Genomic DNA, 14,725 nt, shown 5'->3' on the forward strand with positions numbered 1-14,725 from the left:
AATCTAAGCTTTGAGATTCTATTATTATTAATTGCTTAAAGCCCATTCGTTTTGTTACTGAGAGTTCCTGAATCCTGAACTAATCGATTACCATTATCTTTTTTATCTTCAGTTGTTTTTTCTTCTATACCAAAAAATTTTTCTTTGAATAATGTCGCAAGTAATGGATTACTCAATAGATCAATTGCTTTTATGTTTTCATTATTTTTTTTGTCAAGATTGACTTTGGGTTGTTCTAAAAGATATTTTATAATTTCATCATGGCCGCGATCACAGGCTAAATGCAAAGCAGTATTCCCTTTTGCGTTAACTTGATTCAGTGTAAAGCTATCACAGTGATCTTTCAGCTTAGTTAAATCGCCGGTTGCTGCGGCTAGGAGAAAACAAATGCTTTTTCGCTTATTTGCTATAGGTAGGTTGATATTGCTAAAAATAGTAACCCACTCATTTTTAGCGCGTTCTCTATTTTCCATACACAGTTGAATATAAGTTTTTCTAGAAGGTTTAACTTTTTTATCTGGATTAATCCAAGTGATCTCTAAACAGTCCCTAACATCTTCACTATCGGTTGAGATTAATAATTCATAAGGGTTTTTGTTCTCTTTATTTTTTGCATTTTTGTTCGCTTGATGGGCAAGCAGTTCAGTCGCAATGGATGAATGTCCTAACAGAAGCGCATAGTGTAGAGGCGTATTACCGTCTTCATCAGGAACATTGACATCAACTCTATCTTTTAATTTAATTAGTTTCTTAGCCACGTTAGATAAACCTACTTTTGTCGCTAAACAAAGACAGGTTTTTCCTTCATTATCCGTCAAATTGAAGTTAAATTTTTGATTAGTATTGAGCATATCGATGAACACTAGCGCATCCTTTTCATCTTCGTTAGCAATCAGTGTATGTAAAGCAGTGTTTTTATAAGAACAAGGATTTATCTCGTGGCAGGTTTGCAGATTAGGATCGACATCTTGTTCGAGTAGCCAACGAAATTTTTCACAGGTGTCAACTCGAGAAACGGCTGCGCTTTGCAGTAAATTACCCGAACAAAATAATTTATGCGGATTAAGGACACCTCTCTCTATGGCGGCTTGTATCGCGACTAACGTGAACGGGTTGCCCGGTAGAAAATAACGAGCCACTTTATCATTACAAAGATAATTAGGATCAAAGATTTTCTTATTGCGTAGTAGATTAGTATTGTTTGTTTTAAATTTTTCATAGGCTTGTTCGGCAAGCTGATCATCATTTTTAAAAGTCATATTAGGAAGCATTTGTTTTAATTTAGCGACTATAAAACTACAATTTTTATCCAAAGCATAATCTAAAGGAGAAAATCCTTTTTTGTCGGTTATATTTTTTTTTCCCGCGCCGGCTTTTAGTAAACGATAGACGGTTTTTTTATCGTCTTGTTTTGTCGCTAAATGTAGAGGTGTATCACCTTGCTTATTTTTAGCGTCGACATGGATGCCAGAGAGAGTTAATAAGAGTTTCGTGACGGCATAATGTTTATTGACGATAGACCAATGTAATGCGGTATTACCATTTGAACTTTTATGATTGATAAAGTTTTTATCATCTAACAAGCTTCTAACTTTGTCTACGTCTCCTTCGGCTGCAGCGCGACGTAACAGAGTTCCTGCGTCAAGAGTAGAATTCGATTGCCACATGACACTACTTCCTTTGAATTAATTAAAAATTAAGTGATAGAGGAGTTAATGGGTTGCATTTAAAATACTATCGGTCTTTTTTTGTCCTAAGATATAGGCTTTCTCCGTTTTCAAACGTTATTAATATCACTACTTTAAAAAAGTAGTTTATACTATATAACCCAACGGGGTGCTATCTACACGTTTAAAATTCTTTACACTATTCTAAGGTTTTTCTGATGTCTACATTTAATTGGATCGATTACACCATTATCGCCATCATTGCGTTGTCCGTATTAATTAGCGTCATGCGAGGCTTTGTGCGCGAAGTGATTTCTTTGGTTATTTGGGTTGCCGCGATTGCAGTCAGCTTTATTTTTTATCGTTATATTGCTGATTTACTGGTAAATTTTATTCATTCTGATTCAGTCAGGTTAGTGGTTAGTTTTGTCGGTTTATTCCTAGTGACATTAATATTGGGTATGCTGATTAATTATTTGATCGGTCAACTTGTCGCGAATACTGGATTAAGCGGCACTGATCGTGTGTTAGGGATTATTTTTGGAATTGCACGCGGAATTTTAGTGGTAGTGTTATTAATGATGCTGGTCAGTTTAACTCCGTTCGCTAAAGAAGCATCTTGGCAAGAGTCCGTATTAGTACCACATTTCCAACCTTTAGAAGATTGGTTGAGTAGTTTCTTACCCGAGTCTATACATAGTCATCTTGAAATACAGAAAGCTCAATACTAATTTGAGCAAAAGGTTTATTAAGCGAATGCTGTTTACTGAGTATAAACTACTCAGTAAACAAGCTATTTAGATTAATTATTCTTGAAGTGTTGCAATTTCGAAGGCAACCGCTGCAGCATTTAATACTGACGCGATACGCACACTCGATTGCATCCCCAGTTTATTGACACCATTTTTTATCAAGCCGCGAGTATGGGCTTCAATGCACAGGCCACAACCATTGATTACCGATACCGCTAAACAATTTAATTCAAAATTCACTTTATCGACACCTGGATCGCTAATCACACCCATGCGTAAATTAGTCGGCATACTCGAAAATTCTTTATCATTAACCAAATGAATGAATCGATAATAAATATTATTCATTGCCATGATAGTGGCTGCGGATTTGGCAGCGTTTATTTCTGCTTCTGACAATATAGATTTAAACTCCGATAAAACGGCTCCTATTAAGGCTGTATTTTTTATGCTACACGCCGAAGCCAGTGCAATGCCGCCGATCTGTTTTTTGCTTAAATCCGGTGAGCCTTCTTCTGTTAAAATGTTCGATAGATTTAGTTTAATATCTTTTGCACTGTCTAACAGTTTGTTTTTGAATGTTTCTATCGTTAGGATCATAATAATCTCCTGAAAGGTTATGGTTTGGTCAACAGTGCGATGCTAGGGGGCTCCGCCTTTTTTCCAATGACAAGGACATAATTCGTTAGTTTGTAAGGTATCCAGTATACGTAATACGTCTTTGATTTTAAACGGTAAGCTAATCGAGACTAGTTGAAATAGATTAATTCAAAGCTATGATTCGGTAATGCGCTTAATACATTCCCTTGCTTAGAAGTCCAGTCGCTTAACACAAAACGTTTTATCCATGTATCATCCGCAATTTTTATTAATTGAATACTTGGTAAATGAGTGTGACCATGGATGATTTGTTGTGTACCTGAATAGTGTTTTAAGCAAGCTAACATATCAGGCAGGGTTACATCATATTTCGTCGCATCAGTCGATGCGGTGGAATGTTCTTGATTACGTAAGAAATTAGCAATTTTTTGTCGCCATACTAAAGGTAGATGTAAAAATAAAAATTGCCAAAAGGGATTACGCGACCAGCGCCGATAGCGTTGGTAATGTTTGTCTAATGTGCACCAACTATCACCATGTGTGAGTAATGTGGGATTTCCATACAAATCAATCATTGTCGGATCAGTAAGATAGCGGCAGCCCGTTTGCTGAATAAAACGTTTACCTATGAGAAAGTCGCGATTCCCGGGCATGAAGTAAGTTGCTATGCCACTGGCCGTTAATTCAGCGAGTGCCGCTATAATGCTTTGATTGTAGGTGCTTAAATTATCGTCACCTACCCAAATTTCAAATAGATCACCTAATATATATAAAGCTTCAGCTTGCTTGGCTTGGTACTGTAAGAAATTTAGAAACAACTGCGTTATGGCAGGTTGGTCGCTACTGAGATGTAAATCGGATATAAAGAGGGTCGACATAGGACTTAATAATAGCGTAAATTAGCAGGTCGTGATGATATTTTTTAACCCTAATAATAGTTAAACATCTTGGATGAACCTACCAAAATTTTAAACAAGTAGTTGATTATGAAAACTCGTTTTGCACCTAGTCCTACCGGCCATATCCATTTAGGAAATGCTAGAACCGCGTTATTTAATTTTTTGTTGGCCCATTCACAGGCCGGTTGTTTTTTATTGCGGATAGAAGACAGTGATGCAACGCGCTCGCTATTGGCGCTGGCTAAAGAATTAGAGGAAGACTTACTCTGGTTAGGTTTACCTTGGCAGGAAGGTCCTGGTCAAGAAAAAGGCTTGGGGCCTTATTACCAATCGCAAAGGCAAGCGATTTACACGCTTTATTATGAACAATTAGTTAGTATCGGTCGTGCTTACCCTTGTTTTTGTAGTGAATCGGAATTGCTCATGATGCGTAAACATCAGCTGGCACTGGGCAAACCACCACGTTATAGCGGCCAATGTCGTCAATTAACTACCGAGCAAGTGGCCGAAAAAAAGGCTCGAGGTCAGTTAGCGAGTTTGCGTTTTCATGTTTTACCTAAGCAAGTGATACGTTTTGATGACTTTGTCAAAGGCAAGCAAAGCTTTTCCAGTGATGATATCGGCGATTTTGTGATTCAGCGGAGTGATGGTTCAGCCGCATTTTTCTTTTGTAACGCGATTGATGATGCATTAATGAAAGTTACGCATGTATTGCGTGGTGAAGATCATCTCACCAACACACCACGGCAAATTATGTTATTGCAGGCTTTAGGTTTAAATATTCCGGCTTATGGGCATATGGCATTAATTGTCGGTGAGGATGGTGCGCCTTTATCAAAACGTCATGGGAGTTTTAGTATTAAAGGTTTGCGGGAAGCAGGTTATTTTGCCGAAGCCTTACAGAATTATTTAGCACGCTTAGGTCATACTTATCCTAATCCAAGTTTTCTTGATATTCATGCTTTAGCCGATCAATTTTCACCGAGTCGTCTCGGAAAATCACCGGCACACTATGACCCAACCCAATTATTATATTGGCAAAAACAAGCTTTATTACATATTTCTAATGATAAACTGTACGAATGGTTAAAGCCTAAAATAAAAAATTTAGTGCCTTATGTGGCTGAATTAGAATTTATAGAGTTGATGCGTTCGACAATTTGTTTTCCTGAGCAAGCAGTAGAATGGGCGACTATTTTATTTGCAGAATCTAAGGGATTAAGTTTTACCCGAGAAGTGGAGGAATTCTTACAAAAAGTTGATCCATTTTATTGGCAGACACTCTTAGACTTATTAGAGCAAAGCAATACAGATTTTAAAGTTTTAATAAAACAATTACAAGAAAAATTAAATCTTAAAGGCAAAGCTTTGTTTTCACCCTTACGCTTGGTATTAACGGGGCGTCACGATGGTCCTGAGCTGGCTAAATTATTTAGCCTGTTAGGCAATGAAAAAATTCGCGAGAGAATATGCTATGCTAAAAATTTATAATACGTTAACGCAAAAAAAAGAAAAATTTAGACCCCTGCATGCCAAGAAAGTCGGTATGTATGTGTGTGGCATGACGGTCTATGATTTGTGTCATATTGGCCATGCTCGCGTATTGGTTGCTTTTGATGTCATGCTGCGTTACTTAAGCATGCAAGGGTATCAGGTAAATTATGTTCGTAATATCACTGATATTGACGATAAGATCATCAAACGTGCCAAAGAAAATAATGAAAGCATGTCTGCATTGACACAACGCATGATAGTAGCGATGCATGAAGATTTCGCCCAATTAAATATCCTGCCACCGACGCATGAACCCAGAGCAACGGATGCTATCCCACAGATAGTAGATTTAATTCAAATCTTGCTCGATAAAGGTTATGCCTATCAGGCAGAAAATGGTGATATTTGTTATGCAGTGAATAAATTTAAATCGTATGGCGAATTAGCGCATCAAAATTTAGAAAAGTTACGCCATGGTTCACGTGTTGCTGTCGATATTACCAAAAGAGATCCTTTAGACTTTGTGTTATGGAAAAAAGCTAAACCCAACGAACCGAGTTGGGAATCTCCCTGGGGAGTAGGGCGCCCCGGTTGGCATATTGAATGTTCGGCCATGTCGATGGCGGCTTTAGGCGAACATTTTGATATACACGGCGGAGGGTTAGATCTGGTATTTCCTCATCATCAAAATGAAATAGCTCAATCTGAAGGGGCAACCGCTAAGAAGTTTGTTAATACCTGGATCCATGTGGGTTTTGTACAAATCAATCGTCAAAAAATGTCTAAATCATTAGGTAATTTTTTTACGCTGCGTGATGTTTTAAAAGAATATCCGGCTGAAGTGATACGCTATTTCTTAGTGTCGAGCCATCATCGTAGTCCGATTAAGTACAGCCAAGAAAATTTACAAACCGCACAGGCGGCACTACAACGGTTGTATACCAGCTTACGCGGCTTGGTGGGTAAAGCGCCACAAACTTTTGTTCCTGAGCAATTCTCAGGAGAATACCTAGAAAAATTTCAAACGGCGATGGATGATGATTTTAATACACCCGACGCCTTAGCAGTCTTATTTGAATTAGCACGTGAAATTAATCGTTTTCGCGGAACGAATAACAAAAAAGCGCAGTACTATGCGGAGTGTTTACGCTATCTGGCAAGCATCTTAGGTATTTTACAACAGGATCCAGAACAGTTTTTAAAACTTGGCCTAGTACAAAATAGCAACGAGGCAGAAAAAATTAACCTTTTAATTATGGCACGCAATGAAGCGAGAGCGGTTAAAAATTGGCAAGAAGCGGATAGGTTACGTGATGAGTTATTGAATTTAGGGGTGGTATTGGAGGATAGTATCACCGGGACTGAATGGCGGCGAAATAAATGATTAACTCAGTCCTGCTATGCTATGATCCCTTTATAAGCGGTAGGGATGCTTTATTTCATTGATGGGTTGCGTTTCTTTATTGTTACAAAAAACCTGATTTAACGCTTGATAAAGCTTACCCAGTTCTCCACGGGCTACAGCAGGATACATGATTTTTAATTCCATTAAGTCGTTAGCGTGTAAACCTCTTTTTAATAGATCTTTAAATGCTTGGGCAGCTGTTTTTAGTTGTTTAGAGCAGCACATTTTTAATGAAAAAAATTGTGTGCAGCGGGGTATAGTCATTTCATTGAAAGCTAATCGGTAAAAATTATCAACTAATAAATCACTATGAATAGCCAGCGTGGTTTTAATTAAGGTTTGATCCTTGCTTAATAGGAATGTCTGACAAATAAACTTTTTAAAAATTTCATTATTTTTAAGTGTAGCAAAACGATCAACATGCTGATTAAAAAAACTTAAAAAATGAATAGCTGCATCAGATTGATAGTTTAAACTAAGCAGTAATAAATTTTTTTCATGTTTATTTTTAGCGAGCAATAATTGTTCAAATTCGTGAGTAAAACTATCGATATACTGATCGATAAAATCTAAAATATTTTTTATGCTATCCGGTTGATAACGGACAGCAAGATGCAAACAAGTATACCCACGTTTATTTTTCTGGAAGATAATTTCTTTAATCGTTTTCGTATTAAATTTATCGAAATTATCAAGGATAAAATTTAAAAAAAGCTGTAGGTTGCCGGGCTGATTATGCGCTGCGCTTAAAAAATTCCAACCATCAGAATTTTGTTGTAAAAATAAGTTTCTCAAGGTTTCTCTGTCGAAGAGTTGAGATTGCTGCTGCATGAATTCAATGATTCGATTGATGGCCGCTGTTTGATAATGAGCCGCCAGCATTAAAAAATTACGACCGGTATCGTTTTGTGCAAAAAATAAATTCTTTATTGCGATATCAGAGAATTTATCTCTCTTTTCTTTGATGAACTGTAAAAGTAAAGACAGATTGCTCGGAGAGTAACGCGCTGCGGCATGTAAACAGTTCCAATTATTTTTACTGGAATGTAAGAAAAAATCACTTAAACTAGGGAGTTCAATGTGATCACTATGTTGATTAATGAAAGCTAAGAAACTGCTGAGTGCATTTAAATTGGATTGCGCCGCCAATCGTAATATATTTCCCATGTGATTGTTTAAAATCAATTTTAGCCATTGGGTATTTTTAGAAAGTTTAAATTTTTCACTGATAAAATCTAAACAAATAGTGACTTCATCGTTAGTTTGATAGCGCGCTAAAAAGTAAAAAAAATTCCATTCAGAATAGGTGGATTGATTGAAGGTTTTATTGAGAATTTCTTCATCGAAATAATAAGGATTTTCACTGATAAAATCAAAAATAAATTTCATAGCATCCGATCGATATTTAGCAGCTAAACTAATAAAGTTCCAGTTCTCTTTGTTTTGTCTAAAAAATAATTCGGTAATGTTTTCTTTTTCAAAACAATTAATAAATTGATTTAATAAACCCAAAATATGTTGCATTGTTTCGGTATGGTATCGCGCAGCTAGCATTAAAAGATTAGAGCCTTCACTATTTTGTTTGACGGCAAGATTAAAAAACACTTGATGAGAATGATTACTTTTAGCAAAAATAAGGCTAAAGGCTTTTTTAGTAATTTCAGGTCGATATCTAATTGATTTTAAGAGTAGGTTATGATTGACATCCATTACCGTTAAATTTTTTTTACTAGCATTTCCAACGATGATGTTGTCTAAAATAAATTTATCGTTTTGAGAAAAAAATAAGGTATAAGTAAAATTTAATTTTTTTAATAGTTCTCGAGCATTAGCAACGTTACGGGGCTGCGCTATTAAAAAATTAAAAAAAGTGTCAAGATTTTTTATTATCAGTGGATGGGTTATGAGTTTTTTCCAATAATCAGGGAACTTATCTTGAATTAAGATTAATTCGTCAAACAGTAGTATAAAATTTTGATCATAAAGTTTATTATGAATAAGCTTAGTTTCTGTTTCAATAGTCGCTTTTTTAGGGATTAGGGCTTGATAGTAAGCGTAATCCATTAAATCAACTATTTGTGGTTCCGCGGTATAATAGTTATGGTTGTTTAATTTTTGAAAAAAAAGCTGTCGAATCAAAGACCAATTAATATCATAAATCCGCGTTGCGTCACCAAATTCGTCAAACTTATCTAGAATGAAAAAAGGACAAAATTTATTTGTATTTGACTTAGCGGGATGAGTTAAAAATCGCTGTATAATATCAAGCATATGTTCTGCAGGACCGGTGGCATAACCCATATCTTCAGGGCCTTTATACCCATGCTGATTTAAAATAAGTTGTAATTGTTCAGCTAATAAAAAAGGAATTTTAAATGCCGTATAGTGTGTTGAAAATTCTTCTAAGCGTTCACGAATCGTGCTACCGGATAATAAACTTTTGTATTGATCGTTTTGAATATTCGGTTCTATAGCTAAGCCTTGTTTTTTTGCAATTCGACATACTCGATCAACAACATGAACTTGATATATCGCTTCAACGGTATTGGTTAAGTGAGCGGCAATTTCTAATATAATACTTTTCCTAACTAAATATAATAACTGATCCAGATCGGTTGGTATTTGTAGTGAATTGACCAGTTTATTCACCCGAATGTGAAAACCGGGTGTGCATTGATGGATATCTTCGAGTAATTCGAGTAATAATATTTTACTTGACTCGTTATCTAAAGGACCTAGAGGCGTGTCTAAACCACCTGAAACACGATAATATAAAAATGATAATTGCTCTTTTAAAGCTTTTTTAAGTTTATATTGAGCAATAGGGCCGACATGTTTAAAAAAAATATTTTTTTCTAAGTTGGGCGTAACTTGACGACATTTATTTTCTAATTCTGTCAACCAAGCTTCAGGTAGTTTAGACAAATCATTGATTTGTAGAGTTAAAGGCGGAGTGTTTTGGAAGCATTTATTAAGGTTTAAAGCGGAATCGAAAACATAGGAAGTAGGCATTGATCTTAGGTTTTTTTAAAAATAAAGAGTGACTTCCTTGCAGTTAAATAGATTAAAAGTTTTAATGACTAAAAAATGCTGGCATTATAAATTAGTTTTCTTAGCAGAAACTTAAGAAATTAATTTAATCAATAAATAGATAAGAATGCGGGATGCTGGTCTTTAATTGATCTACTTTTTACGTGGAAGCTTAGATACTAGCGTTAAGGTAATCAAGCCAAACAAAGCTGCGACAAACATTGTGATACTAAAGGAGGTCGTATACGCTTTAGCGGCCGCTGCTTTTAACAGGTGCAAATTTTGTGCTGACAAATGACGGACTGCTTGCATAGCGCGATCCGATTGTACTAATAAACCATCAATTTGATATTCCTGCAGAGAGGAAAAGGGGGGCGCACTGTGTTTTAAAAAAGAACCGAGTTGCCATTTATTTAAACTGCCTAACAAACCTGCTAACACGGCTAAGCCTATCGAGGTACCAAATTGTCGTGAGCAATTCAATATCGCACTAGCAATCCCTCGTTGTTCGACTTTGACCATATTCATTACCGTTACCATAATGCCGGATAATATCAAGGGCATACCAATGCCAAAACCGAGTAAACCAGGAAATAAAATAGGATAGGTTTGATGATGACAAAAAATACCTATCCAAATAAGACTTAATATAACTAGTAACGATCCCCAAAACATCGGTATCGTGGGCCCGTATTTATCACGTAAATGACCACCAAGCGGAGCCATAATTATAATAGGCAACATAGCTGGTAACAGCAATAGACCGGCTTTTAAAGGGGTGTAATATAAAACATTTTGTAGAAAAATCGCCCAAAATATAAACACGATACCCACCGCTTGAATAATCAGCAGCACACTAAATAAAATAGAAAAAGTTAGATTTTTAAACAGAGTTAATTCTACTAATGGATTGCTGGTTTTATTTTCCCATACAATAAAAGAAACAAGACTGAGTGTGCTAAATAGAAATAAACTAATACTAGATAAAGAGGTCCATCCCCAATTAGGACCTTCCATAAAACCTAATACAAATCCGCTAATGAAAAGGATGGAGATAAAAAATCCTAACCAATCGATATTTAATTTTTCAGTGCGTGTCCAGCCAGGAACAGAGGAAATCGCTAGAAAAATACTGATTAAAGCGATCGGAAAATTTATCCAGAAAACGGCACGCCAACTAAATACCTGAGTTAAAAATCCTCCTAATAAAGGTCCTAAGGCAAGGAAGATAGCCGCCAGGGCTACATAAATTCCTAGCGCTTTGCCACGTTCCTTATCAGGAAAGGCGTTAGTGACCAAAGCATTGGTCGAAGGCATCATAAACGCACCGCCGATACCTTGTATGGCACGCATCGTGATTAACCACCCGCCAGACTCGGCTAAGGCGCTTAATACCGATGCCAGTACAAAAACAGTTACGCCAAATAAAAAAGCACGTTTATGGCCTAATCTATCGCCAATTTTTCCACCCAATAGGATGATGGCACTTAAAGCTAATAAATAAGCATTGATGACCCATTGTGTGAGGCTATTACTGAGATTCAGTTCACGCTGAATAGCCGGTAAAGCGACTGCTAAGGCCGTTTGGTCAATAAATACCAGTGCTAAGGAACTGGACATGGCGAGTAGGATCCACCATTTACGGTTTTTTTCAGTAAATTTAAGCATGATATTTCTTCTTAGCCTTTAAAAATAGACTATCATTTTAATAAGAGTAACGCTTTCTTAAAAAGCGAAAAAACCGCCCTCACTCAGCGGAAGGAGAAATTATGCGTATACTCATAAGATTTGGTTTATTGATTGCATTGCTTGTTGTGTTCTTCATTATGCATGGTGACAGCTTTGCCGCGCGCGGGTGGTTATTACAAAGCCTGTGTAATGATCCTCGATTGTATTGCTTGGTCGTAGCGAGAGGGGAAACTTGGTATACCTTATTTCCCAATCCACAACGACGCGAATTGGTCCAACGTATTAACCGTATGAATACGGGTATTTGGCCGGGAATGAGGATCGCTGCACCACGAAATCTCGACGCAACTAATTGGATGGAGTATACACCATTTTCACCCTATAGAGCGCCTTCTGGTAAAAAAATGATTGTTTACTCGCCGGCATTAAATGCCTGGGCAGCTTATGGTCCTGCTGGAAATATTATTCGCTGGGGGCCGGCATCAAGTGGTCAAAATTGGTGTCCAGATTTAGGTAGACCTTGTCATACGCCTTCTGGAACCTTCAAAATTTATGATAAACGGGGACCTGGTTGTACTTCAACTAAATTCCCTAAACCCTATGGCGGTGCACCGATGCCATATTGCATGTTCTTTAAAGGTGGTTTTGCTATGCACGGCTCACGTGGTGTGCCAGGCTACAATGCGAGCCATGGTTGCCTGCGATTATTTGGTGACGATGCTCAGTGGCTGAATAGAGAATTTGCGGATATTGGTACGCAGGTAATTATTTTACCTTATCCTTCGAATCATGTTCGAGTCAGTGATGACGACGACGATGACGATGATATCATTAGCAGTAACGATGATTTTGATGTTTTCGATAATCAAGTGGCTGACAACCAATTAGAAATAATCAATTCCCTTGAGGAACAAGTGACAGCGAGCCAAACCGATAAAAGTCAAGCGGATTTGAAAAAGATCGAAGAGGCGATTACCCGTCCTGATTAAGTTGAGAAAAAAAGCATCAATAGCATAATCATTGTCGGTTGCAACGCTATACTTTATTAGGTGGCTGTTGATGCTATTAAATGGTTTTATTTATTGAATACATTTTATGTCCTTACCCGCTTTGCTGGATCATTTTTTACCTTGGTTAAATCACTATGGTAGTCTGGCGATTTTTGTTTGGTTTGGATTAGGAGTTTTTGCCTTACCCATACCAGAAGAATCTTTACTATTATTATTAGGATTTTTAATGGCCAAAGGAAAACTAGCCATAGTTCCAAGTTTACTAGCCGCTTATGCGGGAAGTTGTTGCGGTATCAGCGGTAGTTATGGTCTAGGTTTAGCCACAGGTCATTATCTGAGTCAAAGTTGGGGGCGATATATCGGATTAACCGAAAAGCGTTATCAGCTTGCACACAATTGGTTTGAACGCTTCGGTAAATGGGCGTTAGTGATCGGTTATTTTATTCCCGGCGTTCGACACTTGACTGGCTATGTGGCTGGGGCGTTAAAATTACCCTTTCGCTATTTTGCTGTGTTTGCGTATCTTGGTGCGGTTGTATGGGTTAGTCTGTTTATTGGTGCCGGTTATCTTTTTCATAACCATTGGCATAGTGCAACCGAGGCCTTACATACACAGATTAGCTTATTAATGAAAGCGGTCTTTTAAATTTTTGCATACGCTTTTTTAAATTTAAAAATTTACAAAGTTATTTTTTTGATTGAATAAATCCAATTCAGCATAAAAAATCGTATTTTTACTAACCTTGATATTTAAGTGTTTCTTAAGGCTTCTTCTATACACTAGGCACTGAGATCCAGTGCGTTGCATCGGAGAATAATATGAAAGAACTCATAAATCACAATAAAATTTTTCAAATTATTAAGACCGCTTTAGAGATTAAGAAGGTGAGTCTAAAGCACGATGGGATTATTAGATATTTTTCACGCTCCGCTGCATTACGAAATATGCAGAATATTATTAATAGCCAGCAAACGGATAGGCAAGCGTATAGACTATTTTTCGAAAAATTTAACCAATTTCTAAAGGAAGAACTTCTCGATAAAAAACTCCCAAAACAATCTTTCCCGCAAAAAACATTTAGGGACTTAGCTTCTGAAAATACTGACATAACATTTAAACTAGAGGGATTGCTGGAGGAAAAAATTATACAAAAAAAAGAAAATGGAATTTATTTAAAAATACTGACACTATTAACTTTCCCATCTTTTGAGCATTTAACGATCTCGCCAGTATTTCAAATTTCTAAGGCAGTAGAGTTTTTTCTCAAGCAATCCGATTTTTTCCAAACCGTTAATTTTTCTACTAATATGGATGCAATTTACGTTAGCTTAACGCATGCCGATGCTTTCGAAATGGCTAAAATGTGGGTAAGGTTGAATGACTTTGATTTACTTATGGAGGAGAACCTAAATAAAGTTAATGCTAAAACGCAACTAAATAGTAAACTATTTTCTAGTGTACTCAATAAACTCAGTTTAAGTGGGGGGACCGATCCTCTTTTAAACCAAGCTAATCTGGATAAATTGCTCGATAATTCTGAGCTTGATCTCGAAGTGCTGGCTCAATTTATACAAGTAGAAGATAAATCAAAAGTCTTAACTCAAGAAAACTTTGATTTGGCCATTAATTTAAAAAATCTATTAACGCATGAGAATATTGATAAAATAGAAAAAGCAGATTTTGATATTAAAACGTTATCGGATGTAATTTCTTTATTGGATAAAGCGGCTATTTTAACTCAGGATAATTTTACCCCTATTACTAACTTAGAAAAAGCTGATTTGCTGCACTTATTTCAGGTACTTTCTAAATTTAGTCATTCAAATATTTTAGATCAAGAACACTTTTCTCAGTTTTTAAAAATATATAATAAAGCTAAGCGGTATGATCAGCAAAATCGGATATCTGAGAATTCGACAGAGGAGCCTTCAGACTCGTTATTAAATAGATTATGCGCTGCATTTTTAAAAGTCAAAGTATTAACTCAAACTATTTTTGATAAAATTATAGAATTTTTTAATAATAAAATTAATCTCCATCATGAAAAACAAGCAGAAGTAATTAATAATTTAGAAAATAGCCGATCGAGTGCATTTATTTTTTTTAAAGGCAATGGAAAAAACGATTCAAATAAAATGCCTACTTCAACATCGATAAGGATACCCGAATGTCGGTAAG

11 protein-coding genes are annotated in these 14,725 nt (G+C 36.4%); 6 read left to right on the forward strand and 5 right to left on the reverse strand.

What is annotated here, in order from left to right; translation table 11 throughout:
* Positions 1–35: 35 nt before the first annotated feature.
* Positions 36–1,667 (reverse strand): ankyrin repeat domain-containing protein, encoded by a 1,632-nt coding sequence (locus ACICP9_RS02605; protein WP_395498614.1) that lies wholly within the window; start codon positions 1,665–1,667, stop codon positions 36–38.
* 218 nt (positions 1,668–1,885) lie between these two features.
* Between ACICP9_RS02605 and ACICP9_RS02610 the strand changes: the two genes are divergently transcribed.
* Positions 1,886–2,398, forward strand: coding sequence for a CvpA family protein (locus ACICP9_RS02610; protein ID WP_071662347.1), 513 nt, complete (start codon positions 1,886–1,888; stop codon positions 2,396–2,398).
* 75 nt (positions 2,399–2,473) lie between these two features.
* Here the strand turns inward: ACICP9_RS02610 and ACICP9_RS02615 are convergent, their stop codons facing one another.
* The gene (locus tag ACICP9_RS02615) at positions 2,474–3,019 is read right to left on the reverse strand and encodes a carboxymuconolactone decarboxylase family protein (protein ID WP_395498616.1); all 546 of its coding nucleotides are present in this window, start codon (positions 3,017–3,019) and stop codon (positions 2,474–2,476) included.
* A gap of 149 nt (positions 3,020–3,168) precedes the next feature.
* Positions 3,169–3,897 (reverse strand): UDP-2,3-diacylglucosamine diphosphatase, encoded by a 729-nt coding sequence (locus ACICP9_RS02620; RefSeq protein WP_395498618.1) that lies wholly within the window; start codon positions 3,895–3,897, stop codon positions 3,169–3,171.
* A gap of 108 nt (positions 3,898–4,005) precedes the next feature.
* On the opposite strand from ACICP9_RS02620, the gene gltX reads away from it, so the two are divergent.
* Complete coding sequence (gltX, locus tag ACICP9_RS02625) at positions 4,006–5,409, forward strand: glutamate--tRNA ligase (protein WP_395498619.1); 1,404 nt, start codon at positions 4,006–4,008, stop codon at positions 5,407–5,409.
* Complete coding sequence (cysS, locus tag ACICP9_RS02630) at positions 5,393–6,796, forward strand: cysteine--tRNA ligase (protein ID WP_395498621.1); 1,404 nt, start codon at positions 5,393–5,395, stop codon at positions 6,794–6,796. The genes gltX and cysS overlap by 17 nt, the downstream gene beginning before the upstream one ends.
* Before the next feature lie 30 nt (positions 6,797–6,826).
* On the opposite strand, the gene ACICP9_RS02635 is transcribed toward cysS, so the two are convergent.
* Both ACICP9_RS02635 and ACICP9_RS02640 read right to left on the reverse strand, forming a co-directional pair.
* On the reverse strand, positions 6,827–9,742 hold the full coding sequence (locus ACICP9_RS02635; RefSeq protein ID WP_395498623.1) for a hypothetical protein: 2,916 nt from the start codon (positions 9,740–9,742) through the stop codon (positions 6,827–6,829).
* 258 nt (positions 9,743–10,000) lie between these two features.
* Positions 10,001–11,515 carry a DHA2 family efflux MFS transporter permease subunit gene (locus ACICP9_RS02640; RefSeq protein ID WP_395498625.1) on the reverse strand — a complete coding sequence of 505 codons (1,515 nt, stop codon included), beginning with the start codon at positions 11,513–11,515 and terminating at the stop codon, positions 10,001–10,003.
* A 101-nt stretch (positions 11,516–11,616) separates the two neighbouring features.
* Here ACICP9_RS02640 and ACICP9_RS02645 point away from each other — a divergent pair, with 101 nt between their 5' ends.
* From ACICP9_RS02645 to ACICP9_RS02655, 3 genes are all read left to right on the forward strand, one after another.
* Positions 11,617–12,525, forward strand: coding sequence for a L,D-transpeptidase (locus ACICP9_RS02645; RefSeq protein ID WP_395498627.1), 909 nt, complete (start codon positions 11,617–11,619; stop codon positions 12,523–12,525).
* Between the two features lie 106 nt (positions 12,526–12,631).
* A complete protein-coding gene (locus ACICP9_RS02650) occupies positions 12,632–13,192 on the forward strand; it encodes a DedA family protein (protein ID WP_395498629.1) in 561 nt (186 codons plus the stop codon).
* Between the two features lie 173 nt (positions 13,193–13,365).
* A complete protein-coding gene (locus ACICP9_RS02655; protein ID WP_395498631.1) occupies positions 13,366–14,724 on the forward strand; it encodes a hypothetical protein in 1,359 nt (452 codons plus the stop codon).
* Position 14,725 lies beyond the last annotated feature (1 nt).

The organism is Rickettsiella endosymbiont of Litargus connexus, assembly GCF_964277335.1.
In the GTDB taxonomy this organism is placed as follows: Bacteria; Pseudomonadota; Gammaproteobacteria; order Diplorickettsiales; family Diplorickettsiaceae; genus Aquirickettsiella; species Aquirickettsiella isopodorum.

Coding starts and splice junctions, on each gene's coding strand:
- ACICP9_RS02605 (WP_395498614.1), bottom strand. CDS start 1,667: ATGTGGCAATCGAATTCTACTCTTGACGCAGGAACTCTGTTACGTCGC.
- ACICP9_RS02610 (WP_071662347.1), top strand. CDS start 1,886: ATGTCTACATTTAATTGGATCGATTACACCATTATCGCCATCATTGCG.
- ACICP9_RS02615 (WP_395498616.1), bottom strand. CDS start 3,019: ATGATCCTAACGATAGAAACATTCAAAAACAAACTGTTAGACAGTGCA.
- ACICP9_RS02620 (WP_395498618.1), bottom strand. CDS start 3,897: ATGTCGACCCTCTTTATATCCGATTTACATCTCAGTAGCGACCAACCT.
- gltX (WP_395498619.1), top strand. CDS start 4,006: ATGAAAACTCGTTTTGCACCTAGTCCTACCGGCCATATCCATTTAGGA.
- cysS (WP_395498621.1), top strand. CDS start 5,393: ATGCTAAAAATTTATAATACGTTAACGCAAAAAAAAGAAAAATTTAGA.
- ACICP9_RS02640 (WP_395498625.1), bottom strand. CDS start 11,515: ATGCTTAAATTTACTGAAAAAAACCGTAAATGGTGGATCCTACTCGCC.
- ACICP9_RS02645 (WP_395498627.1), top strand. CDS start 11,617: ATGCGTATACTCATAAGATTTGGTTTATTGATTGCATTGCTTGTTGTG.
- ACICP9_RS02650 (WP_395498629.1), top strand. CDS start 12,632: ATGTCCTTACCCGCTTTGCTGGATCATTTTTTACCTTGGTTAAATCAC.
- ACICP9_RS02655 (WP_395498631.1), top strand. CDS start 13,366: ATGAAAGAACTCATAAATCACAATAAAATTTTTCAAATTATTAAGACC.